Origin of the sequence: Pseudomonas sp. FW300-N2F2, assembly GCF_017351655.1 — a bacterium.
In the GTDB taxonomy this organism is placed as follows: Bacteria; Pseudomonadota; Gammaproteobacteria; order Pseudomonadales; family Pseudomonadaceae; genus Aquipseudomonas; species Aquipseudomonas fluorescens_AA.
The window spans coordinates 835,111-861,485 of record NZ_JACNDQ010000003.1 but is presented as its reverse complement, the minus strand read 5'-3'; the positions used below and the strand labels follow the sequence as shown (position 1 = coordinate 861,485).

General features: G+C 59.8%; 22 protein-coding genes and 2 tRNA genes. 1 reads left to right on the top strand and 23 read right to left on the bottom strand.

Annotation, left to right across the window (positions count from 1 at the left end; translation table 11 throughout):
* Positions 1–117: 117 nt before the first annotated feature.
* From pnp to rlmE, 15 genes are all read right to left on the bottom strand, one after another.
* Positions 118–2,223: a polyribonucleotide nucleotidyltransferase gene (pnp, locus tag J4E63_RS24455; protein WP_060739215.1), complete on the bottom strand. Its 2,106-nt coding sequence runs from the start codon at positions 2,221–2,223 to the stop codon at positions 118–120.
* Positions 2,224–2,417: 194 nt separating this feature from the next.
* Positions 2,418–2,687, bottom strand: a complete 270-nt coding sequence (rpsO, locus tag J4E63_RS24450; RefSeq protein ID WP_011332409.1) for a 30S ribosomal protein S15 — start codon at positions 2,685–2,687, stop codon at positions 2,418–2,420.
* 143 nt (positions 2,688–2,830) lie between these two features.
* Positions 2,831–3,748, bottom strand: a complete 918-nt coding sequence (truB, locus tag J4E63_RS24445) for a tRNA pseudouridine(55) synthase TruB (RefSeq protein ID WP_207283599.1) — start codon at positions 3,746–3,748, stop codon at positions 2,831–2,833.
* Between the two features lie 3 nt (positions 3,749–3,751).
* Complete coding sequence (rbfA, locus tag J4E63_RS24440) at positions 3,752–4,153, bottom strand: 30S ribosome-binding factor RbfA (RefSeq protein ID WP_060739217.1); 402 nt, start codon at positions 4,151–4,153, stop codon at positions 3,752–3,754.
* Between the two features lie 159 nt (positions 4,154–4,312).
* Complete coding sequence (gene infB / locus J4E63_RS24435) at positions 4,313–6,832, bottom strand: translation initiation factor IF-2 (RefSeq protein ID WP_060739218.1); 2,520 nt, start codon at positions 6,830–6,832, stop codon at positions 4,313–4,315.
* Positions 6,833–6,859: 27 nt separating this feature from the next.
* Positions 6,860–8,341: a transcription termination factor NusA gene (gene nusA / locus J4E63_RS24430; RefSeq protein ID WP_003177868.1), complete on the bottom strand. Its 1,482-nt coding sequence runs from the start codon at positions 8,339–8,341 to the stop codon at positions 6,860–6,862.
* Positions 8,342–8,400: 59 nt separating this feature from the next.
* The gene (gene rimP / locus J4E63_RS24425; RefSeq protein ID WP_053118762.1) at positions 8,401–8,859 is read right to left on the bottom strand and encodes a ribosome maturation factor RimP; all 459 of its coding nucleotides are present in this window, start codon (positions 8,857–8,859) and stop codon (positions 8,401–8,403) included.
* A 140-nt stretch (positions 8,860–8,999) separates the two neighbouring features.
* A tRNA-Met gene (locus J4E63_RS24420) sits at positions 9,000–9,076 on the bottom strand.
* Positions 9,077–9,173: 97 nt separating this feature from the next.
* A tRNA-Leu gene (locus J4E63_RS24415) sits at positions 9,174–9,259 on the bottom strand.
* A gap of 21 nt (positions 9,260–9,280) precedes the next feature.
* Entirely contained in the window at positions 9,281–9,664 is a 384-nt protein-coding gene (gene secG, locus J4E63_RS24410; protein ID WP_003197714.1) for a preprotein translocase subunit SecG, read from the bottom strand.
* A gap of 4 nt (positions 9,665–9,668) precedes the next feature.
* Positions 9,669–10,424 carry a triose-phosphate isomerase gene (tpiA, locus tag J4E63_RS24405; RefSeq protein ID WP_060739219.1) on the bottom strand — a complete coding sequence of 252 codons (756 nt, stop codon included), beginning with the start codon at positions 10,422–10,424 and terminating at the stop codon, positions 9,669–9,671.
* Positions 10,425–10,490: 66 nt separating this feature from the next.
* A complete protein-coding gene (gene glmM / locus J4E63_RS24400; RefSeq protein ID WP_092202126.1) occupies positions 10,491–11,828 on the bottom strand; it encodes a phosphoglucosamine mutase in 1,338 nt (445 codons plus the stop codon).
* 16 nt (positions 11,829–11,844) lie between these two features.
* Positions 11,845–12,696 (bottom strand): dihydropteroate synthase, encoded by an 852-nt coding sequence (gene folP, locus J4E63_RS24395; RefSeq protein ID WP_092173275.1) that lies wholly within the window; start codon positions 12,694–12,696, stop codon positions 11,845–11,847.
* 8 nt (positions 12,697–12,704) lie between these two features.
* Positions 12,705–14,618, bottom strand: a complete 1,914-nt coding sequence (gene ftsH, locus J4E63_RS24390; protein WP_053118351.1) for an ATP-dependent zinc metalloprotease FtsH — start codon at positions 14,616–14,618, stop codon at positions 12,705–12,707.
* A 191-nt stretch (positions 14,619–14,809) separates the two neighbouring features.
* Positions 14,810–15,460 carry a 23S rRNA (uridine(2552)-2'-O)-methyltransferase RlmE gene (gene rlmE, locus J4E63_RS24385; protein ID WP_060739222.1) on the bottom strand — a complete coding sequence of 217 codons (651 nt, stop codon included), beginning with the start codon at positions 15,458–15,460 and terminating at the stop codon, positions 14,810–14,812.
* A gap of 106 nt (positions 15,461–15,566) precedes the next feature.
* Here rlmE and J4E63_RS24380 point away from each other — a divergent pair, with 106 nt between their 5' ends.
* Positions 15,567–15,875 carry a YhbY family RNA-binding protein gene (locus tag J4E63_RS24380; protein ID WP_003177852.1) on the top strand — a complete coding sequence of 103 codons (309 nt, stop codon included), beginning with the start codon at positions 15,567–15,569 and terminating at the stop codon, positions 15,873–15,875.
* Between the two features lie 10 nt (positions 15,876–15,885).
* Here the strand turns inward: J4E63_RS24380 and J4E63_RS24375 are convergent, their stop codons facing one another.
* From J4E63_RS24375 to grpE, 8 genes are all read right to left on the bottom strand, one after another.
* Positions 15,886–16,290 carry a hypothetical protein gene (locus tag J4E63_RS24375; RefSeq protein WP_060739223.1) on the bottom strand — a complete coding sequence of 135 codons (405 nt, stop codon included), beginning with the start codon at positions 16,288–16,290 and terminating at the stop codon, positions 15,886–15,888.
* Positions 16,291–16,318: 28 nt separating this feature from the next.
* Positions 16,319–16,795 (bottom strand): transcription elongation factor GreA, encoded by a 477-nt coding sequence (gene greA / locus J4E63_RS24370; RefSeq protein ID WP_030139783.1) that lies wholly within the window; start codon positions 16,793–16,795, stop codon positions 16,319–16,321.
* A gap of 2 nt (positions 16,796–16,797) precedes the next feature.
* Positions 16,798–20,019 (bottom strand): carbamoyl-phosphate synthase large subunit, encoded by a 3,222-nt coding sequence (carB, locus tag J4E63_RS24365; RefSeq protein WP_092202117.1) that lies wholly within the window; start codon positions 20,017–20,019, stop codon positions 16,798–16,800.
* A gap of 105 nt (positions 20,020–20,124) precedes the next feature.
* A complete protein-coding gene (gene carA / locus J4E63_RS24360; protein WP_003197697.1) occupies positions 20,125–21,261 on the bottom strand; it encodes a glutamine-hydrolyzing carbamoyl-phosphate synthase small subunit in 1,137 nt (378 codons plus the stop codon).
* 255 nt (positions 21,262–21,516) lie between these two features.
* Complete coding sequence (gene dapB, locus J4E63_RS24355; protein ID WP_207283598.1) at positions 21,517–22,323, bottom strand: 4-hydroxy-tetrahydrodipicolinate reductase; 807 nt, start codon at positions 22,321–22,323, stop codon at positions 21,517–21,519.
* Between the two features lie 9 nt (positions 22,324–22,332).
* Entirely contained in the window at positions 22,333–23,457 is a 1,125-nt protein-coding gene (gene dnaJ, locus J4E63_RS24350) for a molecular chaperone DnaJ (protein ID WP_207283597.1), read from the bottom strand.
* Between the two features lie 322 nt (positions 23,458–23,779).
* Entirely contained in the window at positions 23,780–25,696 is a 1,917-nt protein-coding gene (gene dnaK / locus J4E63_RS24345; RefSeq protein ID WP_003177839.1) for a molecular chaperone DnaK, read from the bottom strand.
* A 101-nt stretch (positions 25,697–25,797) separates the two neighbouring features.
* Positions 25,798–26,364 (bottom strand): nucleotide exchange factor GrpE, encoded by a 567-nt coding sequence (gene grpE, locus J4E63_RS24340; RefSeq protein ID WP_060739227.1) that lies wholly within the window; start codon positions 26,362–26,364, stop codon positions 25,798–25,800.
* Between the last annotated feature and the right edge of the window lie 11 nt (positions 26,365–26,375).

The window sequence follows — 26,375 nt, the reverse complement described above, 5'->3', positions numbered from 1 at the left end:
AAACTAGCACCGTCTCCCGTGGCCAGGCAACCTGCCTGGCAGGGATTTTCGTCACACAGCAAAACGCCCCGAACCAGTCGGGGCGTTTGCTTGTTCAGCGCTTAGGCGATGGGGTGATTAAACGCCCGATGCCTTGGCTGCTGCGACGTCCTTGATGGACAGCTTGATACGGCCGCGGTTGTCCACGTCCAGTACCAGCACTTCCACTTCCTGGCCTTCTTTGAGGATGTCGGTCACTTTCTCGACGCGAGCATCGCTCAGCATGGAGATGTGAACCAGACCGTCCTTGCCCGGCAGGATGTTGACGAACGCGCCGAAGTCGACGATGCGTTCAACCTTGCCGACGTAGATCTTGCCGATCTCGGCTTCCGCGGTGATCCCCAGGACGCGCTGGCGTGCTGCTTCTGCCGCTTCCTTGGTTTCGCCGAAGATCTTGATCGAACCGTCGTCTTCGATGTCGATCGAAGCCTTGGTTTCTTCACAGATCGCACGGATGGTCGCGCCGCCTTTACCGATGACATCACGGATTTTGTCGGTGTCGATTTTCATCGCGATCATGGTCGGAGCATTTTCCGACAGCTCGGTACGGGACTGACCGATGATCTGGTTCATCTGGCCGAGGATGTTCAGGCGCGCTTCCAGGGCTTGGCCCAGGGCGATTTCCATGATCTCTTCGGTGATGCCCTTGATCTTGATGTCCATCTGCAGTGCGGTGACGCCCTTGGCGGTACCGGCCACTTTGAAGTCCATGTCGCCCAGGTGGTCTTCGTCACCCAGGATGTCGGTCAGGACAGCGAATTTCTCGCCTTCTTTCACCAGACCCATGGCGATACCGGCAACCGGTGCCTTCATCGGCACACCAGCGTCCATCAGGGCCAGGGAAGCGCCGCAGACCGAAGCCATGGAGCTCGAACCGTTGGACTCGGTGATTTCCGATACCACGCGAATGGTGTACGGGAACACGTCAGCGGCTGGCAGCATGGCCTGGACCGAACGACGGGCCAGACGGCCGTGACCGATTTCGCGACGACCGGCGCCACCCATGCGACCACACTCGCCCACCGAGAACGGCGGGAAGTTGTAGTGCAGCATGAACGGGTCTTTCTTTTCGCCTTCCAGGGTGTCCAGCAGTTGCGCGTCACGGGCGGTGCCCAGAGTGGCAACGACCAGGGCCTGGGTTTCGCCACGGGTGAACAGTGCCGAACCGTGGGTCTTTGGCAGGACGCCGACTTCGATGTTCAGCGGACGTACGGTGCGGGTGTCGCGACCGTCGATACGCGGCTTGCCGTTGACGATGTTTTCGCGAACGGTGCGGTATTCGATTTCACCGAAAGCCGCTTTCACTTCAGCGGAAGACGGCTGGCCTTCTTCACCGGACAGCTTGGCAACGACCTGGTCTTTCAGCTCGCCCAGGCGTGCATAACGGTCGGCCTTGACGGTGATGGTGTAGGCCTGGGAGATCGCTTCGCCGAACTCGGCACGGATCGCGCCCAGCAGCTCGGTGGCTTCGGCTTGCGGAGCCCAGGTCCAGGTTGGCTTGGCGGCTTCGGCAGCCAGTTCCTTGACGGCGTTGATCACCACCTGGAACTCGTCGTGGGCGAACAGCACGGCGCCCAGCATCTGGTCTTCGGTCAGCTCTTTGGCTTCGGATTCAACCATCAGCACGGCTTCGGAAGTACCGGCCACGACCATGTCCAGGCTCGAAGCCTTCAACTGCTCGTAGGTCGGGTTCAGCAGGTAGCCGGTGCTTTCGTGGAACGCGACGCGGGCAGCGCCGATCGGGCCATCGAAAGGAATGCCGGAGATGGCCAGGGCAGCCGAGGTACCGATCATCGCAGCGATGTCCGGATCGGTTTTCTTGCTGGTGGACACGACGGTGCAGACAACCTGCACTTCGTTCATGAAGCCTTCTGGGAACAGCGGACGGATCGGACGGTCGATCAGTCGGGAAGTCAGGGTTTCTTTCTCGGAAGGACGGCCTTCGCGCTTGAAGAAACCGCCAGGGATCTTACCGGCAGCGTAAGTCTTTTCCTGGTAGTGGACAGACAGAGGGAAAAAGCCCTTGCCTGGATCGGCTTGCTTGGCACCGACAACGGTCACCAATACGCTGACGTCGTCGTCAACGGTGACCAGCACTGCGCCGGAGGCCTGACGGGCGATACGGCCAGTCTCGAGGGTAACGGTCGACTGACCGAACTGGAATTTTTTGATTACCGGGTTCACGGTGTCCTACCTTCTTTGTGGCTCTTGGGGAACTTGTCTTCTTGCGAAATTCTTGGGCAATGACGGGAATCGGCCCGACGCCTGTCCAGGGTAAAACGTGTATCCAGATAAAACTTGAGGCTGGGAGCCTGCCATGCGCCAGCGGGAAACCCACTGACGCACGACAGACCACCAACCTCTAGCGCAATCGCTTATTAGCGACGCAGACCCAGGCGAGCGATCAGAGCGCTGTAACGGCTCACGTCCTTGCCTTTCAGGTAGTCCAGCAGCTTACGACGCTGGTTTACCATGCGGATCAGACCACGACGGGAGTGGTGATCCTTACCGTTGGCCTTGAAGTGACCTTGCAGTTTGTTGATGTTGGCGGTCAGCAGTGCAACTTGCACTTCTGGCGAACCAGTGTCACCAACAGCTTGCTGGTAGTCAGCTACGATTTGAGCTTTTTCTTGAACGTCGAGAGCCATGAGGCAATCCTTTTAGTCAGGAAACTGTTCCGAGGAAACAGCTTCAACAGGCCAGGGACAAATCCCTGTATCTATAAATGAGTAGTGACCGTGCCTGTTAACAGCCACACTCGCCAACCTGCTGTTACGCAGGCTGGTTCCGGTCATTCCGACCGAATCAGTCGACGCGGCGCAATGCGCCCGTCTTCGCTCACTTCACCGATACCGATGAAACGACCGTTGTGATCCTGTACCCGGACCATGCCGAACTTCGGCGCATCCGGGGCGCGTACCGGCTGGCCGTTGAGCCAGTAGAACGCACTGTGTTCCGAGAACTGCAAGAGCGGCCAATCCAGCAACCCGCTGTCCGATGGCATCAGGAAACGGTCGACCGCTTCGTTGCCGCCTTCGGCATGCACCGCTTCGAGCTCTTCCAGCGTGACCGTCTGGGCCAACGTGAAAGGTCCGGCCTGGGTCCGTCGCAATTCTGCCACGTACGCGCCACAGCCGAGCTGCTCGCCGATATCCTCCACCAGGGTCCGGATATAGGTGCCCTTGCTGCAATCCACGGCCAGCCGTGCAGTATTACCGTCAAAGGCCAGCAATTCCAAGCGCGCAATAGTAACAGAACGCGGTTCGCGCTCCACTACTTCGCCTGCACGGGCCAGTTTATACAATGGCTGCCCATCACGCTTCAAAGCGGAGTACATCGGCGGTATCTGGCTGATTTGCCCGCGAAAAACCGGCAAGACCGCTTCGATATCCGCCTGACCAACGGTCACCGGGCGTTCCAGCAAAACCTCACCTTCGGCATCCGCCGTGGTGGTGGTCTTGCCCAGTTGCGCCAGGGTTTCATAACCCTTGTCGGAATCGAGCAGGTACTGGGAGAACTTGGTCGCCTCGCCAAAGCACAGCGGCAGCACGCCGGTGGCCAGCGGATCGAGGCTACCGGTGTGCCCGGCCTTTTCAGCATTGAGCAGCCAGCGAACCTTCTGCAACGCCGCGTTGGAGGTGAACCCCAGCGGCTTGTCGAGCAGGATGATACCGCTGACGTTACGACGGATACGTTTGACCTGAGCCACCGATTACTCCTTGGTGTCTTCGGGGTCAGCCGCAACCGGGTGCTGGCTGTCTTGCGCCACGGCGCGCTCGATCAGTGCCGACAGATGCGCACCCCGTGCGACGCTTTCGTCGTAGTGGAAGTGCAACTGTGGGACGCTGCGCAGCTTCATCTCCCGGGCCAGCTGCATACGCAGGAAGCCGGCGGCCGAGTTGAGCACCTTGATGCTCTGGGCGATTTCTTCGGCGCTATCCTGACCCATCACGGTGATGAAGATCTTGGCGTGACCGACGTCACGACTGACTTCCACTGCGGTGATGGTGACCAGGCCGACGCGCGGGTCTTTGACTTCGCGACGGATCAGTTGGGCCAGCTCGCGCTGCATCTGATCGCCGATTCGTTGGGTACGGCTGTATTCTTTTGCCATGTCTTGTTACCTGTTACTGCCCCACGGTGAAACCCGCGAGGTCTGAAAGCGGCAAACGCCCGGCCTGGCAAAAGCCAGACCGGGCGTTGCGTTTAGAGTCCGCCAGCCAGGCAGTGCATGTTCATGCGACTGCCCGGTGCGGCTCTTGAAGTGCGCGAGTTAGAGGCTGCGAGCAACCTGGACCTTCTCGAAGACTTCGATCTTGTCGCCGACCTTGACGTCGTTGTAGCTCTTGACGCCAATACCGCACTCCATGCCGGCACGTACTTCGGAAGCGTCATCCTTGAAGCGGCGCAGGGATTCCAGCTCGCCCTCGAAGATCACGATGTCTTCACGCAGTACACGGATCGGACGGTTACGGTGAACGACACCCTCGATCACCATGCAACCGGCGATGGCGCCAAACTTCGGCGAACGGAACACGTCGCGAACTTCGGCCACGCCCAGGATGTTCTCCCGCACGTCGCTGCCCAGCATACCGGTCAACGCTTTCTTGACGTCTTCGATGATGTCGTAGATCACGTTGTAGTAACGCATATCCAGGCCTTCCTGCTCGACGATCTTGCGAGCGCCGGCATCGGCACGCACGTTGAAGCCGAACAGTACAGCGTTGGAAGCCAGTGCCAGGTTGGCGTCGGACTCGGTGATACCACCGACACCGCCGCCGACCACACGCACTTGCACTTCGTCGTTACCCAGGCCATTCAAGGCGCCGTTCAACGCTTCGAGCGAACCACGGACGTCGGATTTGAGGACGATGTTGAGCGTCTTCTTCTCTTCCTGACCCATGTTCTCGAAGATGTTTTCCAGCTTGCCGGCGTGAGCACGAGCCAGTTTGACTTCGCGGAACTTGCCTTGACGGAACAGAGCCACTTCACGGGCTTTCTTCTCGTCAGCCACAACGCTCATCTCGTCGCCAGCATCCGGGGTGCCGTCCAGACCGAGGATCTCGACCGGGATAGCCGGACCGGCTTCCTTGATGGACTTGCCGTTCTCGTCGAGCATGGCGCGCACGCGGCCATAGTTCGAGCCGACCAGCACCATGTCGCCTTGACGCAAGGTACCGTCCTGGACCAGGACGGTCGCCACCGGGCCACGGCCCTTGTCGAGACGGGATTCAACGACCACACCACGGCCAGGAGCCGAAGGCGTAGCGGTCAGTTCCAGAACCTCGGCTTGCAACAGAACGGCTTCGAGCAGTTCGTCAACGCCGGTACCCATCTTCGCCGAGACCGGAACGAATGGAGTGTCGCCACCCCACTCTTCGGAGGTCACGCCGTGGACCGACAGTTCGCTGCGGATGCGATCGAGATCGGCGCCCGGCTTGTCGATCTTGTTCACTGCAACCACCAGCGGCACACCAGCTGCCTGGGCATGCTGAACGGCTTCGATGGTTTGCGGCATGACGCCGTCGTCCGCCGCAACCACCAGGATCACGATGTCGGTCGCCTTGGCACCACGGGCACGCATCGCGGTAAACGCGGCGTGACCCGGGGTGTCGAGGAACGTCACCATGCCGCGGTCGGTTTCAACGTGGTAGGCGCCGATGTGCTGGGTAATACCGCCAGCCTCACCTGCTGCTACCTTCGCACGACGGATATAGTCGAGCAGGGAGGTTTTACCGTGGTCGACGTGGCCCATTACGGTCACGACCGGCGCACGGGAAACCGCCTCACCTTCAAACTTCAGGGACTCGGCCAGGGAATCTTCCAGGGCGGTGTCGCTGACCAGGGTCACTTTGTGGCCCAGCTCTTCAGCAACCAGTTGGGCAGTTTCCTGGTCCAGTACCTGGTTGATGGTGGCTGGCGTACCCAGCTTGAACATGAACTTGATGATTTCAGCAGCCTTGACCGACATCTGCTGGGCCAGATCGCCCACAGTGATGGTCTCGCCGATCTTCACTTCACGCACGACAGGGCCGGTAGGGCTCTGGAAACCGTGGGCGTTGCGTTTCTTCAGCTTGGCCTTGCCGCGACCGCCGCGACGGAAGCCATCGCTTTCCTCGTCGGTGGTACGTGGCGCAACACGAGGTGCTGGTGCCTTTTCCTTGACCGACGCACGATGAGGCGCGTTCTTGCGCTCGCCATCGCCACTGCCACGACGGTTGTCGTCGGCACGTGGCTTGTCTGGACGACGCTGTTCATCGCGCTTGCGAGTATCGGCCGGAGCCGGCGCTGGTGCCACGACTGGCGCCGCTTCGCGCACAGGTTCGGCGACCGGGGCAACAGCCTCGACGGCTTCTACCGGAGCGGTTTGCGCAGCAGCAGGCTGGCGGCGCGCTTCTTCTTCGGCGCGACGCTTGGCTTCTTCTTCAGCCTTCTGACGAGCAGCATTTTCTACTGCGCGACGTTCTTCCTGTTCGCGTTTGCGCTCGGCTTCGATTTCTTCCGGGCTGCGTTGTACGAAGACTTTCTTCTTGCGTACTTCAACGCTGATGCTTTTGCTACCGGCAACACGCAGGGTGCTGGTGGTTTTACGCTGCAGAGTGATCTTGCGCGGTTCTTCCACTTTAGCCTTGTGACTGCTCTTCAAGTGAGTCAGCAGGGACTGCTTCTCACTGTCGGTCACATGTTCCTCGGCGGCGGTGTGCGGCAGACCTGCCTCACGCATCTGCTGCAACAGGCGCTCTACCGGTGTTTTGACCTCATCGGCCAGTTGTTTCACCGTGACTTGCGTCATGCACTTCTCTCCTCAGGCCGCGCCTAATTACTCGAACCAGTGGGCTCGGGCGGCCATGATCAACTTGCCGGCACGATCATCGTCAATGCCGTCGATGTCGAGCAGATCGTCAATAGACTGCTCGGCCAGGTCTTCGCGGGTAATTACGCCGCGCACCGCCAGTTCCATCGCCAAATCCTTGTCCATGCCCTCAAGCGAGAGCAGGTCTTCGGCCGGATGGGCGTCTGCCAGCTTTTCCTCAGTAGCGATGGCTTTGGTCAACAAACGATCCTTGGCCCGAGCGCGAAGCTCGTTGACGATTTCCTCGTCAAAGCCGTCGATGTTGAGCATTTCCTCCACCGGTACGTAGGCAATCTCTTCCAGGCTGGTAAAGCCTTCATCCACCAGCACCTGCGCCAGCTCTTCATCGACTTCAAGCTCTTCGATGAAGTTGCGCAGGATGTCGCCGGTTTCAGCTTGCTGTTTAGCCTGGATGTCCGATTCGGTCATCACGTTCAGGGTCCAGCCAGTCAATTGGCTGGCCAGACGCACGTTCTGACCACCGCGACCGATGGCCTGAGCCAGATTGTCTGCGCCAACGGCGATGTCCATGGCGTGGGCATCTTCGTCGACGATAATTGCCGCCACTTCAGCAGGCGACATGGCATTGATCACGAACTGAGCCGGGTTGTCGTCCCACAGGACGATGTCCACGCGCTCGCCGCCCAACTCGCCGGATACGGCCTGGACACGCGAACCACGCATGCCGATGCAGGCACCTTGCGGGTCGATGCGCTTGTCCTTGGAGCGGACCGCGATCTTGGCACGCGAACCCGGATCACGGGAGGCGGCCATGACTTCGATCAGGCCTTCAGCAATTTCCGGCACTTCGATGCGGAACAACTCGATCAGCATTTCCGGCGCTGTACGCGACAGGATCAGCTGCGGGCCCCGGTTCTCGGTGCGGATTTCCTTGAGCAGCGCACGCAAACGCACGCCAACCCGGAAAGTTTCGCGAGAGATGATGTCTTCGCGAGCCAGCAACGCTTCGGCGTTGTTGCCCAGGTCGACGATCACGTTGTCGCGGGTCACTTTTTTCACGGTGCCGGAGATGATTTCCCCCAGGCGCTCGCGATAAGCGTCGACCACTTGCGCACGCTCGGCTTCGCGAACTTTCTGCACGATGACCTGCTTGGCAGTCTGTGCAGCGATGCGACCGAACTCAATGGATTCGATTTTTTCTTCGACGACATCACCAACCTTGGCGCCCGGATGCGTTTCTGCAACCTTGCTTGGCCAGGTTTCGATAGCCGGATCGTCCAGGTCGGCTTCCTCGACGACCGTCCAGCGACGGAAAGTCTCGTAGGCGCCCGTGTGGCGATTGATCTCCACACGCAAATCAACTTCGTCTTCGAACCGCTTCTTGGTAGCAGTGGCCAGAGCCAGCTCCAGCGCTTCAAAAATAACGTTAGCCGGTACGCCCTTTTCATTGGATACCGACTCAACAACCAGCAGTACTTCTTTGCTCATCGTACGCCTCGCCTTTCGCAAGCCATTGGATCCGCGGGATCCGCAGTATCTGGCACGTATCAGTCAAAACTGGGAATAATGTTGGCCTTGTCGATCATATCGATCGGCAACAGGAACTCATGGTCATCTACCTGCACCACGACGTCCTGCTCTTCTACACCGCGCAGAAGGCCTTGGAAGTTGCGTCGACCCTCGAAAGGCGAGCGCAGCTTGATCTTCACTTGTTCACCGGCAAACAAAGCGAACTGTTCAAGTGTGAACAGGGGGCGCTCCATGCCAGGCGAGGAAACTTCAAGGGTGTATTCGGAGGTGATTGGATCTTCGACATCCAGTACACCGCTGATCTGACGGCTGACGATGGCGCAATCGTCCACCAACACGCCGCCTTCCTTATCGATATAAACGCGCAACAGTGAGTGGCGACCTTGAGCCGAAAACTCAATACCCCAGCATTCATAGCCAAGGGCCACGACCACCGGGGCCAACAAGGCCTGCAACTGTTCTAGCTTGCTCGACACCTGAACCCCCTCGTGCATGTTTGTGCATGCTGTGCAAATAAAAAAAAATGGGCGAATCGCCCATCCCTGAAACGCCGTCGAATAGCGGCGTTATAAAGTGTCCAGCTAACAAAAAGCCCCTTGGAAGGGGCCCCTGAAACTGGTTGCGGGAGCCGGATTTGAACCGACGACCTTCGGGTTATGAGCCCGACGAGCTACCAGACTGCTCCATCCCGCGACAAAGCTGGGGCGGAAGTATACGACCGATCCCTTACAGGGTCAATGTAACCCTTCCACCTACAAGAAAGCCCGCAATCGCGGGCTCTCCTGATAATTGGTACCGAGAAGGGGACTCGAACCCCTACACCCTATGGGCACAACCACCTCAAGGTTGCGTGTCTACCAATTCCACCACCTCGGCAATACAGCGTTTGAAACCTTCTTACTTCTGCTCTTGAGCTGGAGGCACGTCAGTCGCCGGGTTGGCCGACTTTTGCTCTTGAAGCACCGGGACATCATCAGAAGCCGGTTGTTGCTTGGGCGCTTCCAGTACCGCTGGGTTTGGCAAACCTACTTGAGTCAGCTCGTGAGCTTTCTCTTTAGCAAAGTAACCTAACCCTAAGCTGGTCATGAAGAAACCGGCGGCAAGTATAGCAGTAAACTTACTAAGAAAGGTAGAGGAACCTTGGCTTCCGAACACAGTATTTGAAGCACCTGCACCGAAAGACGCACCAGCATCCGCACCTTTACCCTGCTGCAGCAATACGAGAGCAACTACGCCCAGTGCACCCAGCAGATGAAAAACGACTACGACTGTTTCCAGCATTTTTTCAGTTTCCCGCGGCGCGACAGATCGCACCGAACTCATCTGCATTCAGGGACGCTCCACCAATGAGCCCCCCATCGATATCCGGCATGCCGAACAGTTCGGCCGCATTGGCCGCCTTCACGCTGCCGCCGTATAGAAGCCGCACACCTCGTGCCACTTCAGAATTCTCTTCCGCCAACTGCGCGCGGATGGCTGCGTGCACATCCTGCGCCTGTTGCGGCGAAGCCGTCAGCCCGGTACCAATGGCCCAGACCGGCTCGTAGGCAATGACTGCCTTTGCAAAAGCACCGACACCCAGGTCTTCGATGATGCTGCCGAGCTGACGCCCGACAACTTCAAGGGTCTTGCCGGCTTCACGCTGCGCGAGGGTTTCCCCTACGCACAACACCGGAATCAGACCACAGGCCTGGGCCGCAGCAAACTTGCGGATCAAGGTCTTGTCCTGCTCGCCCATGATCTGGCGACGCTCGGAATGTCCAACCAGGACCAGGGAGCAACCTGCATCCACCAACTGACTCGGTGCAATCTCACCGGTCAACGCACCTTGCATGGATTCCACCGCAGAGTTCTGCGCGCCGACCGAAATCGACTTGCCTTTCAAGCCATCAATCACTTGATTGATATACAAGCAAGGCGGGAATACCGCGACATCAACACCGCTTGGCAAGGCCAGATGACGAAGGCCATTGATCAGCTCAGCGACGCTGGCGCGGGTACCGTGCATCTTCCAGTTACCAGCTACCATAGGGCGACGCATGCTGTACCTCGTCGGTCAAAGTGGGCGCAGATGTTACCCAACCGATTCATGACTGGCAAGCCGAATTCAGGCAGAAACTTCAGTAACCAGTTTTGCCAGCTCCTCGGCATAACCGCGAACTTGCGCTTCATCCTCGCCTTCGACCATGACACGTACCAAAGGCTCTGTGCCGGACTTGCGCAACAACACGCGCCCACGCCCCGCCATCGCCGCTGTCACACGTTCGCTGGCCTGCTTGACCTGCGCATGTTCGAGAGGGTTCACACCGCCACCGAAACGCACGTTGATCAACACTTGCGGGCATTTACGCAATGCCTGGCGCGACTGTGCGAGCCCTTCGTTGCGCGCCTTGAGCGCCATCAGCACCTGCAGGGCCGCAATGATCGCATCACCGGTGGTGGTATGGTCGAAGCACACGATGTGGCCGGAGTTCTCGCCCCCGATCACCCAGTTGCGCTCCAGCAACTCCGAAATCACGTAGCGGTCGCCGACGTTGGCCCGCACGAACGGGATATCCAGGTCCGCCAGGGCCAGTTCAAGCCCGAGGTTGCTCATCAACGTGCCGACCACGCCGCCCTGCAGCTTGCCGCGCCCATGCAGGTCACGAGCGATGATGAACAGCAGTTCGTCACCATCGACGACCGTACCGGTGTGATCGACCATCAGGACCCGATCACCGTCGCCATCGAAGGCGATACCGAGATCGGCCTGCTCGGCCAGCACTGCAGCCTGCAACGCCTCGGTATGGGTGGAACCACAGTTGTGATTGATGTTCAGGCCATTAGGCTGGGCGGAAAGCACCACCACATCGGCACCCAACTCGCGAAAGACGCTCGGTGCGACTTTATAGGTGGCGCCGTGAGCACAATCGACAACAATTTTCAGGCCGGAAAAGCTGGTACCGGTCGGCACGCTGCCTTTGCAGAACTCGATATAGCGACCCGAGGCATCGTTGATCCGCGACACCTTGCCGATCTTGCTCGACTCGACCACGGTCATCGGCGCGTCCAGCAGTTCTTCGATCATCAGTTCGATGTCATCCGGCAGCTTGGTACCCTGGCCGGAGAAAAACTTGATGCCGTTGTCATCATGGGGGTTGTGCGAGGCACTGATCACGATGCCGGCCTGGGCCTGGAACGTACGGGTCAGGTAGGCGATGGCCGGCGTCGGCATCGGGCCCAGCAGCATCACATCGGCGCCCGCCGACGTCAGGCCGGCCTCGAGCGCCGATTCGAACATGTAGCCGGAAATTCGCGTGTCCTTGCCGACCAGCACCTTGCAGGCGCCCATCTTGCGGAATGCCATGCCTGCCGCCCAGCCGAGCTTGAGCATGAAATCAGGGGTAATAGGGTATTCGCCGACCCGACCACGAATACCGTCGGTGCCAAAGTATTTCTTGCTCATAAGTGCTCCGTCATTCTTATTCGGCTGAATCCACAGCTGCGATCATCCGCACGACATCCATCGTTTCGGCTACATCGTGCACGCGCAATATGCGTGCACCTTTGGCGAGGGCCAAGGCCGCAAGGGCGAGACCACCATACAGGCGCTCTCCCACCGGCCGACCCAGGGCATTGCCTATCATGCTCTTTCGCGAGACCCCAACCAACAGGGGCCGCCCCAGGGCGTGCAAGGCTTCCATATGTTTGAACAGGCTCAGGTTGTGCGCCAATGTCTTGGCAAAGCCGAACCCGGGATCAAGGATGATCCGCTCGGCGGGAATGCCCACGGCAGCACATTGGTCCAGCCGCGCCACCAGGAACTCACCCACCTCCCTGGTCACATCATCATAGTGCGGGTCGTTCTGCATGGTCCCCGGCTCGCCGAGCATATGCATCAGGCATACCGGCAACCCGGTGGCCGCCGCGGCATCCAGGGCACCATCGCGCTGCAAGGACCGAACATCATTGATCAGGCCCGCCCCCAGTCGCGCAGTCTCGCGCATGACCGCAGGCGTGGACGTATCGACCGAGATAATGACATCGAGTTCGCGATGGATGCGCTCGACAATCGGCGCCACCCGTTCCAGCTCTTCGATGGGCGAAACCGCGCGCGCACCCGGCCGGGTCGATTCACCACCCACATCGATCAGCGTTGCGCCAGCGGCCACCATGGCCTCGGCATGCCGCAGCGCGGCATCGAGCTGGCTGAATCGACCACCATCGGAAAAGGAATCAGGCGTGACATTGAGAATGCCCATGACATGTGCATGGGCCAAATCAAGAACCCGGTTGCCGCAAGGCAACCGGGTCGAGGACTGAACAGAAGTCATTTCAAGCCTTAGACATCAGCGGCCGGACCGCCAATCGGTGTTTCCGGACGCTCACCCTGTACCGCCGGAGGTGTACCGGAGGTACCGGTACCACCGCCCGACCAGTCACGAGGCTCGCGAGGTTCGCGACCCGCCATGATGTCGTCGATCTGCTCGGCATCGATGGTTTCGTACTTCATCAGGGCATCGGCCATGGCATCGAGCTTGTCACGGTTGTCCGTGAGGATCTGCCGGGCAGTGCCGTAGCACTGGTCGATGATGCTACGCACCTCGGAATCGATCAGCTTGGCCGTCTCGCCGGAGAAGCTTGCATGCTGGCCACCGCCACCACGACCGAGGAACACTTCCCCTTCTTCTTCGGCATACATCAGCGGCCCCAGCTTCTCGGACAGGCCCCACTTGGTGACCATGTTCCGAGCGATCTGACTGGCGCGCATGATGTCGTTGGATGCACCCGTGGTCACACCGTCGAAGCCCAGCGTCATCTCTTCAGCGATACGACCGCCGTACAACGAGCAGATCTGACTGATCAATGCACGCTTGGACAGGCTGTAGCGATCCTCTTCCGGCAGGAACATCGTCACGCCCAGGGCACGACCGCGCGGGATGATCGAGACCTTGTAGACCGGATCATGCTCGGGCACGACACGACCAACGATCGCGTGACCCGCCTCGTGATACGCGGTGTTCTGCTTTTCTTTCTCCGACATGACCATGGATTTGCGCTCCGCGCCCATCATGATCTTGTCCTTGGCCAGCTCGAATTCCTTCATTTCCACGACGCGCTTGCCGGTACGAGCGGCGAACAGCGACGCTTCGTTGACCAGGTTCGCCAGGTCGGCACCGGAAAAGCCCGGCGTGCCACGCGCGATGACGGCCGGAGCGACGTCGTCACCCATCGGCACCTTGCGCATATGGACCTTGAGGATCTGCTCGCGACCACGAATATCCGGCAGCCCCACCACGACCTGGCGGTCGAAACGACCTGGACGCAACAGCGCAGGGTCGAGCACGTCAGGACGGTTGGTGGCGGCGATCACGATGATGCCGTCGTTCATTTCGAAACCGTCCATCTCGACCAGCAACTGGTTGAGGGTCTGTTCGCGCTCGTCGTGACCGCCACCCATGCCGGCGCCACGATGGCGACCAACGGCGTCGATTTCGTCGATGAAGATGATGCAAGGCGCGTGTTTCTTGGCCTGTTCGAACATGTCGCGGACACGACTGGCGCCCACGCCGACGAACATTTCGACGAAGTCGGAACCGGAAATCGTGAAGAACGGCACCTTGGCTTCACCGGCAATCGCCTTGGCCAGCAAGGTTTTACCGGTACCTGGCGGGCCGACCATCAGCACGCCGCGTGGAATACGACCGCCCAGGCGCTGGAACTTGCCCGGATCGCGCAGGAACTCGACCAGCTCGCCCACTTCTTCCTTGGCTTCGTCGCAGCCTGCGACGTCGGCCAGGGTGGTTTTCACCTGGTCCTCGGAAAGTAACCGGGCCTTGCTCTTGCCAAAGCTCATCGGCCCGCCCTTGCCACCGCCGCCGCCCTGCATCTGGCGCATGAAGAACATGAACACGGCGATGATCACCAGGATCGGGAAGCTGGCCACCAAGAGCTGGGTCCAGATGCTTTGCTGCTCAGGCTGCTTGCCTTCGACCACGACGTGGTTGTCCACCAGGTCGCCAATCAGGCCATTGTCCTGGATTGCCGGACGAATGGTCTTGAAGCTGTCGCCGTCGGTGCGCTTGCCGGTAATCACATAGCCATCAACGGCTACGCGCTCGACCTTGCCATCCTTGACCTGCTGGATGAAGTCGGAATAGTTGAGGGTCTGCGGCTCGTTAGGACTGGAGAAGTTGTTCATCACGGTCACCAGGACAGCGGCGATGATCAACCACAGGATCAGATTCTTTGCCATATCGTTCAATTAACTACCCTCTGAAGCAAGCTCCGCTACTGGCGCGCGCTTCGCATGATATTCACCGGCCTAACTTACTACATTACCTACGACTCTGGCAGGCGCCGTCTGTAACCCTTTGTGAAACTTTGACCGCATAATTTTGGTTACGCGGCTTTTTCAATGCGAGACAAAAAAAACTATCGCCCTGCTCAAAGACGCTCATCACTGGCCGCGCCTTCAACACCGCGAAACCCCCGCGCCAGCAGATACTGCTCGCGAGAACGGTCACGGGACGACAATGGCTTGCGCATCTGCACCTTGTCGAACAACTTGCGGATGCCCTTGTGGTATTCGTCGAAGCCTTCACCCTGGAAGACCTTGATCAGAAAATCACCGCCCGGACGCAGAACCCGCCCGGCAAGATCCAGGGCCAGCTCGCTGAGGAACATGGCACGAGGCATGTCGACAGCCGCTAATCCACTCATATTGGGGGCCATATCGGAAATCACAAGGTCAACTTGCGTATTTCCGACGGCTTCCAGGATTTTCGCCAGCACGGCGTCTTCCGTGAAATCGCCCTGGATAAAGGTCACATCAGGGATGCTGTCCATTTCCAGGATGTCGGAAGCGATCAAGCGGCCCTGACCACCAATCAGACGACTGGTAACCTGGGACCAGCCGCCCGGCGCCGCGCCGAGGTCGATCACGGTCATGCCTGGACGGATCAGGCGATCCTTTTCCTGGATCTCCAGCAATTTATAGCTGGCACGAGAGCGATAGCCGTCCTTTTGCGCCATTTTGACGTACGGATCGTTGAAATGCTCTCTGAGCCAGTTCTGGCTAGTCTTGGAACGGGCCACGGGCCACCTCTAAAAATAAAACGGGTCGTGATTAAGTGGGCGGTCCCGGACTTGCTCGGGTAAACTGGCCGCCGCTTTTTACAAGATCAGACGCAGGGGTCAGATTATGCCGCTCACTCAAGAGCAGAAGAAACAATACAAATCCATTGGCCACCATCTGAAACCGGTTTTGACTGTGGCTGACAACGGTTTGACTGAAGGTGTACTCGCCGAACTGGAACGCGCCCTGGGCGATCACGAGCTGATCAAGATCAAGCTCAACATCCTCGATCGCGAAGCCCGCCTGGCTGCCGTTGCCGAATTGTGCAAGACCGGCAAGGCAGACCTGGTGCAGGTCATCGGCAAGATGGCGCTGATTTATCGCAAGAACTTCAGCGTCAACAAGCAACTGTCGAACGTTCACCGCTTCAAGTGATGCCAAAGGGTCAAGGGTGTGCTTCGCACACCCTGCCGCTCCACCCCGGAACCGGCTGCAAGACCAGTACCAGACCGGAAAAACCCAGCACCAGGTAACTGAATACCTGCCACTGGCTCGCATCCGGCCAGCCGAAATGCACGGCAAAGAACATCCCGCACGCATACAACGACATGAGCAGCAATTGCCCACGAATGTCGCGCCATAGGCTGGCAAGGCCTTCGGCCTGAACCAGCACCAACGCCTGAAACATCACGCACGCCGCGGAAAAACCCACCAGCAGCGCCGTCAGCATGCCTGCGATTTCATCGATGAGCAGCGGTGCCAGGCCCACTCGACCCAGCACCGGCAGCAAACCGATGTGCAGCAACCAGACGCCACCCACCCACAACATCTGGGTGAGCTGCCAGATCATGGCACCCGCTCGCAGCGGGCGCCTTCGTTCAGATGTGACGGACTTCGACAATCTCATACTCGATGACACCACCCGGTGTCTTCACCGCCACCACATCGCCCTCTTCCTTGGCAATCAAGGCACGAGCAATGGGTGAACCGACGGAAATCTTGCCGAGCTTGATGTCTGCCTCGTCTTCGCCAACGATCTGGTAAGTCACGCTTTCATCAGTCTCGACGTTGGCGATTTCCACCGTGGTGCCGAAAATCACTTTGCCGGTATGTGGAATCGTCGTGACATCGATGATCACCGCATTCTGCATGCGGCCTTCGATGTCACGGACACGCGCCTCGACCATCCCCTGCTCCTCTCGGGCAGCGTGGTATTCGGCGTTTTCCTTGAGATCGCCCAGCTCACGCGCTTCACCGATAGCCTGGCTCAAGCGCGGGCGCTCGACCTTGGTCAGGAAAGCGTGTTCTTCTTCCAGGGCCTTCGCGCCCTGAACAGTCATCGGGTACTTGGTTATGCTCATGCCTTCAATCCTGCATGTAGATCCTGCAAGCGACGCACGGTCTTCTCGGGACCGAACTTGAGCGCTTCGCAGATCGCTTCGCCTGCCGCAATGGTCGTGGTGCAGTAGATCTTGTGCTGCAGCGCATTGCGACGAATGGAGTAGGAATCGGCGATCGATTGACGACCTTCGGTGGTGTTGATGATCAGCGTGACTTCGTCATTCTTGATCATGTCGACCACGTGCGGACGCCCCTCGGTCACCTTGTTCACGCGGCGCACTTTCAGGCCAGCGGCTTCGATCAGCCTCGCAGTACCGGCAGTGGCGACCACTTCGAAGCCCAAGTTGATCAGATCACGGGCCACGCCTGCAACCAGTGGCTTGTCGTCATCACGCACGCTGATGAACGCCGTGCCACCAGTCGGCAACACTTCGCTGGCGCCCATCTGGGCCTTGGCAAACGCCTCACCGAAGGTATCGCCCACACCCATCACTTCGCCGGTGGACTTCATTTCCGGGCCGAGGATCGGGTCCACGCCCGGGAACTTGGCGAACGGGAACACTGCCTCTTTCACGCTGTAGAAGTTCGGAATGATTTCTTTGGTGAAGTTCAGCTCTTTCAGGGTCTTGCCGGCCATGACTCGCGCCGCGATCATCGCCAGGGAAACGCCGATGCACTTGGAGACGAACGGCACGGTCCGAGAAGCGCGCGGGTTGACTTCGATGACGTAGATGTCTTCACCCTGCAGGGCCAATTGCACGTTCATCAGGCCGACGACGCCCAGCTCCAGGGCCATTTTCTTGACCTGCTCGCGCATCTCGTCCTGGATGTGCGCCGGCAACGAGTAAGGCGGCAGTGAACAGGCGGAGTCACCGGAGTGAACACCGGCCTGCTCGATGTGCTGCATGATCGCGCCGATCACCACATCCTTGCCGTCGCTGACCGCGTCCACGTCCATTTCGATGGCGCAGTTGAGGAAGTGGTCCAGCAGCACCGGGCTGTCGTTGGACACCTGGACCGCTTCGCGCAGGTAGCGCTTGAGTTCGTCTTCCTGATAGACGATTTCCATCGCACGGCCGCCCAGAACATAGGACGGACGCACCACCAGTGGGTAACCGATCTTGGCGGCGGCACGAATCGCTTCGTCTTCGCTGCGCACGGTGGCGTTTGGCGGCTGACGCAGGTTCAGGCGCTCGACCATCTGCTGGAAGCGCTCACGGTCTTCGGCGCGGTCGATCGCATCCGGGCTGGTACCGATGATCGGCACGCCGGCGGCTTCCAGGGCACGGGCCAGTTTCAGCGGGGTCTGGCCGCCGTACTGGACGATCACACCTTTTGGCTTCTCGACGCGGACGATTTCCAGCACGTCTTCCAGGGTCACTGGCTCGAAGTACAGGCGATCGGAGGTGTCGTAGTCGGTGGACACGGTTTCCGGGTTGCAGTTGACCATGATGGTCTCGTAACCGTCGTCGCGCAGGGCCAGTGCCGCGTGTACGCAGCAGTAGTCGAACTCGATGCCCTGGCCGATCCGGTTAGGACCGCCACCCAGGATCATGATCTTGTCCCGAGTCGATGGCGCGGCTTCGCACTCTTCTTCGTACGTGGAGTACAGGTAGGCGGTATCGGTGGCGAACTCGGCCGCGCAGGTGTCGACGCGCTTGTAGACCGGGAACACTTCCAGCTTGTGGCGATGGGTGCGCAGGCTCTTCTCGGTCACACCCAGCAGCTTGGCCAGGCGCATGTCGGAGAAACCTTTGCGCTTGAGGCGGAACATCGTGTCGCGATCGATGCTGGACATGCCCAGGGTCTTGACCTTCTCTTCTTCCTTGATCAGATCTTCGATCTGCACCAGGAACCAAGGGTCGATCATGTTCATGCCGAAGATCTGCTCGACGGTCATGCCGGCGCGGAAGGCATCGGCCACGTACCAGATGCGTTCGGCACCCGGCACGGTCAGCTCGCGCTTGAGCACGCTCATGCTTTCCGGGTCGTTCAGGTCCAGCTTCGGATCGAGGCCACAGACGCCCACTTCCAGGCCGCGCAGGGCTTTCTGCAGGGACTCCTGGAAGGTCCGGCCGATGGCCATGACTTCACCGACCGACTTCATTTGGGTGGTCAGGCGGGCATCGGCCTTGGCGAACTTCTCGAAGGCGAAGCGTGGCAGTTTGGTCACGACGTAGTCGATGGACGGTTCGAAGGACGCCGGGGTCTTGCCGCCGGTGATGTCGTTCGACAGCTCGTCCAGGGTGTAGCCCACGGCCAGCTTGGCGGCGACCTTGGCAATCGGGAAACCGGTGGCCTTGGACGCCAGGGCCGACGAACGGGAGACCCGCGGGTTCATCTCGATGACCACCATGCGACCGGTGTTCGGGCAGATGCCGAACTGGACGTTGGAGCCGCCGGTTTCCACGCCGATCTCGCGCAGCACCGCCAGGGAGGCGTTACGCAGGATCTGGTATTCCTTGTCGGTCAGGGTCTGGGCCGGTGCGACGGTGATCGAGTCGCCGGTGTGCACACCCATCGGGTCGAAGTTCTCGATGGAGCAGACGATGATGCAGTTGTCCTTTTTGTCGCGGACAACTTCCATTTCGTATTCTTTCCAGCCGATCAGGGATTCGTCGATCAGCAGTTCCTTGGTCGGCGACAAGTCGAGACCACGGGCGCAGATTTCTTCGAACTCCTCACGGTTGTAGGCGATGCCACCACCGGTGCCGCCCATGGTGAAGGACGGACGGATGATGCATGGGAAGCCGAGGCGCTCCAGGACGGCGTTGGCCTCTTCCATGCTGTGGGCGATGCCCGAGCGCGGGCAGTCCAGGCCGATGGATTTCATCGCCTTGTCGAAGCGCGAACGATCTTCGGCCTTGTCGATGGTATCGGCGTTGGCGCCGATCATTTCCACACCGAACTTCTCCAGGACGCCTTCGCGTTCCAGGTCGAGGGCGCAGTTGAGCGCGGTCTGGCCGCCCATGGTCGGCAGCAGCGCGTCCGGGCGCTCCTTCTCGATGATCTTGGCAACGGTCTGCCACTTGATCGGCTCGATGTAGGTGGCGTCGGCCATGGCCGGGTCGGTCATGATGGTGGCCGGGTTGGAGTTCACCAGGATGACGCGGTAGCCCTCTTCGCGCAGGGCCTTACAGGCCTGGGCGCCGGAGTAGTCGAACTCGCAGGCCTGGCCGATCACGATCGGGCCAGCGCCGAGAATCAGGATGCTTTTTATGTCTGTACGTTTTGGCATGGGTTTGTCACTCAAATCCGCAGGTCAGTCGGCTAGGCCGTCGAACAATCTTTGAAGCGCCCGAAGGGGCCGCCGCACTCGGGGCCGCCCTCGGGCTTCACGCGGTCAGCGTCGCTTGGCCATCTCGTTGATGAAGCGATCGAACAGCGGCGCCACATCGTTCGGGCCCGGGCTCGCTTCAGGGTGGCCCTGGAAGCTGAACGCGCTCTTGTCGGTACGCTCGATACCTTGCAGCGTGCCGTCGAACAGCGACTTGTGAATCGCACGCACGTTGGCCGGCAGGGTCGCCTCATCCACCGCAAAACCGTGGTTCTGGCTGGTGATCATCACCACGCCGGTATCCAGGTCCTGCACCGGGTGGTTGGCACCGTGGTGGCCGTGGCCCATCTTCAAGGTCTTGGCACCCGAAGCGAGGGCCAGCAACTGGTGACCGAGGCAGATACCGAACACCGGGATCTCGGTTTCCAGCACGTCCTTGATCGCCTGGATCGCGTAGTCGCAAGGCTCCGGGTCACCTGGGCCGTTGGACAGGAACACGCCATCGGGCTTGAGGGCCAGGACATCGGCGGCCGGGGTCTGGGCCGGTACCACGGTGACGCGGCAGCCACGCTCGACCAGCATGCGCAGGATGTTCAGCTTGACGCCGTAGTCGTACGCCACCACGTGGTAGGGCAGCTCGGAAGCCTCGATCGTCGCGTGACTGTCGGTCTTCAGGTCCCAGACCGTGGAGCGCCATTCGTACTGTTTCTTGGTGCTGACGACTTTCGCCAGGTCCATGCCCTTGAGGCCAGGGAAGCCCTGGGCCGCGGCAATGGCGGCTTCTTCGGAAATGTTGTCGCCGGCCATGATGCAGCCGTTCTGCGCGCCTTTTTCCCGAAGGATGCGGGTCAGGCGGCGCGTGTCGATACCGGCGATCGCCACGACGTTGTTGGCTTTCAGGTAATCGGACAAGGACATCGTGTTACGCCAGTTGCTCGCTACCAGCGGCAAGTCACGGATGACCAGGCCGGCGGACCAGACACGATCGGACTCGGCGTCTTCCGGCGTGGTGCCGGTGTTGCCGATGTGCGGGTAAGTCAGGGTAACGATTTGCTGGGCGTAGGAAGGATCGGTAAGAATTTCCTGATAGCCGGTCATTGCGGTGTTAAACACCACCTCACCAACGGTCTGACCGTCGGCTCCAATGGCTTCGCCGCGAAAAATGCTGCCATCAGCAAGGGCGAGTATGGCTGGCTTAGTCAAGAAGACCTCCCGTAAATAAAGCCTGAAAGGGCGATCGCAGGTTGTAAAAAAGCGGAGTGACGTATGGACACGTCACCCCGCTTGTTCACTGAATTATTCTGCGCGCTTTTAGTGGACACACTAAAGCTGTAGCTTACAGAAAAAGGCTTTTTTGGTCCACCGCTAATGAGCCTTAAAGGCAGGGGAATGCGACAGGTCGTCGCGAAGCGGTGTAAAACGGGGCGCAGTATAACCTGAACCCCGCCTTCAATGGCATCAACGCAGGTCGAGAACGTCCTGCATGTCGTACAAGCCAGGCTCGCAGCCGTCCAGCCACAACGCGGCACGCACGGCGCCCTTGGCGAAGGTCATCCGGCTGGATGCCTTGTGGGTGATCTCCAGGCGCTCGCCTTCAGTGGCGAACAACACCGTGTGATCACCTACCACATCACCACCGCGCACAGTGGCGAAACCGATGGTGTCGCGCTCGCGGGCACCGGTATGCCCTTCACGCCCATATACGGCGACCTTCTTCAGATCACGCCCCAGCGCATCGGCAATCACTTCACCCATGCGCAAGGCCGTTCCCGAAGGTGCGTCGATCTTGTGCCGATGATGCGCCTCGATGATTTCGATATCGGCATCGTCACCCAAGACCCGGGCCGCCATGTCCAGCAGCTTCAGCGACAGGTTCACGCCCACGCTGAAGTTCGCCGCGAACACGATTGCGATGTCGTTGCCCGCCTCGGCCAGCAGTTGCTTTTGCGCAGCATCCAGTCCCGTGGTGCCAATCACCATGGCCTTGCCATGCTTGCGGCAGATCGCGAGGTTTTTCAACATCACGTCCGGCAGGGTGAAGTCGATCAGCACATCGAACTCGTCAAGCACCTTCTCCAGGCCGCCGGACATCGGCACACCGATACGCCCCAGCGAAGCCAGCTCGCCAGCATCGGCGCCCACCAGCGTACTGTCGGGCCGCACGATGGCCGCTGTCAGGCCGGAGAGCGGCGAGCGCTGCTGCACCGCCTCGACCAACGCCTTGCCCATGCGCCCCGCAGCGCCCATCACAGCTATACGTCGCATGCGAACTCCTTACAGGTCGCCGAAGAAGCGCTTGACGCCTTCGAACCAACCGGTGGTTTTCGGCGAGTGACTGTTGTCATCCGCCAGCGTGCCGCGGAACTCTTCCAACAGCTCACGCTGACGCCGACTCAGGTTGACCGGTGTCTCCACCGCCACACGGCACATCAGGTCACCCGCACCACCGCCACGCACTGGCGCGACACCTTTGCCACGAATCCGGAACTGTTTGCCGGTCTGCGTGCCCTCGGGAATTTTCAGCTTGACGCGACCGTCGAGGGTCGGGATCTCGAGCTCGCCACCCAAGGCCGCGTCGACGAAGCTGATCGGCACTTCGCAGAACAGGTGCTTGCCGTCGCGCTGGAAAATCGCATGCTCGCGCACGTTGATGACCACATACAGGTCGCCAGTCGGACCACCCTGGGCACCCGCCTCGCCTTCGCCGGACAGGCGAATGCGGTCACCAGTGTCGACACCGGCCGGCACTTTGACCGACAACGTCTTGTACTCTTCGACACGCCCTTCGCCATGGCAGGAGTCGCACGGATCGGAGATGATCTTGCCTTGGCCATGGCAACGCGGGCAGGTCTGCTGGACCGAGAAGAAGCCCTGCTGCATGCGAACCTGGCCGATGCCGCCGCAAGTCGGGCAGGTCACGGGCGAGGAGCCCTTCTTTGCACCCGAGCCATCACACGGCTTGCAGTTGACCAATGTCGGCACACGGATATTGACGGTGGTACCGCGTACCGCTTCTTCCAGGCTCAGCTCCAACGTGTAGCGCAAGTCGCTGCCACGCTGGGCGCCACCACGGGCACCGCCGCGACCGCCGCCGAAGAAATCGCTGAACACGTCACCGAAAATATCCGAGAAGTTCTGACCGCCGAAACCGGCACCGCCGCCACCCATGCTTGGGTCGACACCGGCATGCCCGTACTGATCGTAGGCCGCGCGCTTGCTGGAATCGGACAGAACCTCGTAAGCCTCGTTGGCTTCCTTGAACATCTCTTCCGACGCTTTATCGCCGGGATTACGGTCCGGGTGGTGCTTCATCGCCAGGCGACGATAAGCCTTTTTCAGCTCTGCCTCGCTGGCCCCCCGCTCGACACCCAATACTTCGTAAAAATCACGCTTCGCCATTAGTCTTTGCACTCTTATAGGACGTCCGGCAAACCTCTCCTGAACCTTGCCAAACTCGTTGAGCCCCAATACAGGCCCGGACCCAACTCACGTCAATTCAACGATCCTGGTCTTTAAATATTTCAGCCAGGGCCCCGGCCAAAACGCAGTGCCCATCGCCGGAAAGCAGGAGCATTCCCGAACGCACCGCCAACATCCGAACACTGTCGCATGCTGTAAAAATTCATTAGCTCCAGACACGCCAACGCGGGAGCAAGCCCCCGCGCGGCGACATCCTACCAGCCACCGCACAAATGCAGTCAACCGGCCGACCAACAAGCGATTACTTGTGGTCTTTCACTTCTTCGAACTCGGCATCCACGACGTCGTCGGCTTTTTCGGCCGATTCGCCCTGGGCAGCCGCGCCTTCAGCGGGCTGAGCCTGCTCGGCGTACATCTTCTGAGCCACTGGTGCGGAGACCTTGGACAGCTCTTCGATCTTCGCCTCGATGGCCGCCTTGTCGTCGCCCTTCACAGCGGCTTCCAGGGCAACCACGGCCGCCTCGATGGCGGTTTTCTCTTCCGCGGTCACTTTCTCACCAGCATCAGCGACCATCTTGCGAGTCGAGTGCACCAGGGCATCGCCCTGGTTACGGGCACTGGCCAGCTCTTCGAACTTGCGGTCTTCCTCGGCGTTGACTTCAGCATCGCGAACCATCTGCTGAATTTCTTCCTCGGACAGGCCGGAGTTGGCCTTGATCACGATCGACTGAGTCTTGCCAGTGGCCTTGTCTTTCGCGCCGACGTGCAGGATGCCGTTGGCGTCGATGTCGAAGGTCACTTCGATTTGTGGCACGCCACGTGGCGCTGGTGGAATCTCGGCCAGGTCGAACTTGCCCAGGGATTTGTTCTGGGCAGCCTGCTTGCGCTCACCCTGCAGCACGTGGATGGTCACGGCGCCCTGGTTGTCGTCAGCCGTCGAGAACACCTGGGATTTCTTGGTAGGAATCGTGGTGTTTTTCTCGATCAGCGCGGTCATCACGCCGCCCATGGTTTCGATACCCAGGGTCAGCGGGCTGACGTCGAGCAGCAGAACGTCCTTCACGTCACCGGCCAGAACAGCGCCCTGGATGGCAGCGCCCATGGCAACGGCTTCGTCCGGGTTCACGTCCTTGCGAGCTTCTTTGCCGAAGAAGTCGGTCACCAGCTTCTGAACCAGCGGCATACGGGTCTGGCCGCCCACCAGGATCACGTCGTTGATCGAACCAACGTCGATACCGGCGTCTTTCATGGCGATACGGCAAGGTTCGATGGTGCGCTGAACCAGGTCTTCCACCAGCGCTTCGAGCTTGGCGCGGGAGATTTTTACGTTCAGGTGCTTAGGACCGGTGGCGTCTGCAGTGATGTACGGCAGGTTCACGTCGGTCGACTGGCTCGAGGACAGTTCGATCTTGGCTTTTTCAGCGGCTTCTTTCAGGCGCTGCATGGCCAGCGGGTCACCTTTGAGGTTCATGCCGCTTTCTTTCTTGAACTCGTCGACGAGGTAGTCGATCAGGCGGATGTCGAAGTCTTCACCACCGAGGAACGTGTCACCGTTGGTGGCCAGTACTTCGAACTGGTGCTCGCCGTCGACTTCAGCGATCTCGATCACGGAAACGTCGAAGGTACCGCCACCCAGGTCGTAAACGATCACGGTGTGATCGCCCTTGGCCTTGTCCATACCGTAGGCCAGAGCGGCCGCGGTCGGTTCGTTGATGATACGTTTTACGTCCAGGCCCGCGATGCGGCCGGCGTCTTTGGTCGCCTGGCGCTGGCTGTCGTTGAAATAGGCTGGAACCGTGATGACCGCCTCGGTCACCGCTTCGCCGAGGTAGTCTTCGGCGGTTTTCTTCATTTTCTTGAGGATTTCAGCCGAGATCTGTGGCGGTGCCATTTTCTGGCCGTTCACTTCAACCCAGGCGTCGCCGTTGTCAGCCTTGGCGATTTTGTAAGGCACCATCTTGATGTCTTTCTGAACGACTTCTTCGTCGAACTTGCGACCGATCAGACGCTTCACCGCGTACAGGGTGTTATGCGGATTGGTCACTGCCTGACGCTTGGCCGACTGGCCAACCAGAATTTCGCCATCATTGGCGTACGCGATGATCGACGGCGTGGTACGCGCGCCTTCAGCGTTTTCAATAACCTTGGCCTTGCCGTTTTCCAGCACGGAGACGCACGAGTTGGTGGTCCCCAGGTCGATGCCGATAATCTTGCCCATGTTAACTCTCCCGGAACTTGGATTTGGTTGCCGCAGCAGTGGTGGCTAACTGCGGTAGCACTTAAACGCTTGACTTATAGATGGGGCCGCTGCGCCCGATTTCAAGCCTGCTCATCAATAGAAGGCGAAACCGGTGCCGGCGCCTTGCTGACCACGACCATGGCCGGGCGCAGCAGACGGCCGTTAAGCAGATAGCCCTTCTGGAAAACCTTCAAGACACTGTTTGGCTCGACGTCGGCACTTTCCTGCATCGCCATGGCCTGGTGATGTTCGGCGTTGAAGGGCTCGCCATGGGGATCAAGGGCTTCGAGCTGATAACGCTTGAGGGTGTCCTGGAACATTTTCAGGGTCAGCTCGATGCCTTCACGCATCGGACGGATGTTTTCGTCGTCCGGGTTGGACAGCTCCAGGCCGCGCTCCAGGCTGTCGATGATCGGCAGCAGGTCGCCGGCAAAACGCTCCAGGGCGAATTTATGGGCCTTTTCTACATCTTGCTCGGCGCGACGGCGGACATTCTGCAGGTCGGCGGCTACACGCAACGCCTGATCCTGCGCACCGGCCAGTTGCTCCTCGAGCACTTGTACACGTGCCGCCAGGTCTTCACCGGAATCCTGGGAAGCCTGATTGGCGTCTAGATTTTGCGTGTCCTGCGTCTGTTCGTCAGCCATAGAGATTTCTC

Excerpts from the sequence above, each read along its gene's own strand:
- J4E63_RS24380 (WP_003177852.1), top strand. The coding sequence starts at position 15,567 with ATGCCGCTCACTCAAGAGCAGAAGAAACAATACAAATCCATTGGCCAC.
- glmM (WP_092202126.1), bottom strand. The coding sequence starts at position 11,828 with ATGAGCAAGAAATACTTTGGCACCGACGGTATTCGTGGTCGGGTCGGC.
- J4E63_RS24375 (WP_060739223.1), bottom strand. The coding sequence starts at position 16,290 with ATGATCTGGCAGCTCACCCAGATGTTGTGGGTGGGTGGCGTCTGGTTG.
- nusA (WP_003177868.1), bottom strand. The coding sequence starts at position 8,341 with ATGAGCAAAGAAGTACTGCTGGTTGTTGAGTCGGTATCCAATGAAAAG.
- dnaK (WP_003177839.1), bottom strand. The coding sequence starts at position 25,696 with ATGGGCAAGATTATCGGCATCGACCTGGGGACCACCAACTCGTGCGTC.
- infB (WP_060739218.1), bottom strand. The coding sequence starts at position 6,832 with ATGACGCAAGTCACGGTGAAACAACTGGCCGATGAGGTCAAAACACCG.
- dapB (WP_207283598.1), bottom strand. The coding sequence starts at position 22,323 with ATGCGACGTATAGCTGTGATGGGCGCTGCGGGGCGCATGGGCAAGGCG.
- tpiA (WP_060739219.1), bottom strand. The coding sequence starts at position 10,424 with ATGCGTCGCCCTATGGTAGCTGGTAACTGGAAGATGCACGGTACCCGC.
- grpE (WP_060739227.1), bottom strand. The coding sequence starts at position 26,364 with ATGGCTGACGAACAGACGCAGGACACGCAAAATCTAGACGCCAATCAG.
- secG (WP_003197714.1), bottom strand. The coding sequence starts at position 9,664 with ATGCTGGAAACAGTCGTAGTCGTTTTTCATCTGCTGGGTGCACTGGGC.
- rpsO (WP_011332409.1), bottom strand. The coding sequence starts at position 2,687 with ATGGCTCTCGACGTTCAAGAAAAAGCTCAAATCGTAGCTGACTACCAG.
- carB (WP_092202117.1), bottom strand. The coding sequence starts at position 20,019 with ATGCCAAAACGTACAGACATAAAAAGCATCCTGATTCTCGGCGCTGGC.
- rbfA (WP_060739217.1), bottom strand. The coding sequence starts at position 4,153 with ATGGCAAAAGAATACAGCCGTACCCAACGAATCGGCGATCAGATGCAG.
- folP (WP_092173275.1), bottom strand. The coding sequence starts at position 12,696 with ATGACTTCTGTTCAGTCCTCGACCCGGTTGCCTTGCGGCAACCGGGTT.
- dnaJ (WP_207283597.1), bottom strand. The coding sequence starts at position 23,457 with ATGGCGAAGCGTGATTTTTACGAAGTATTGGGTGTCGAGCGGGGGGCC.
- ftsH (WP_053118351.1), bottom strand. The coding sequence starts at position 14,618 with ATGGCAAAGAATCTGATCCTGTGGTTGATCATCGCCGCTGTCCTGGTG.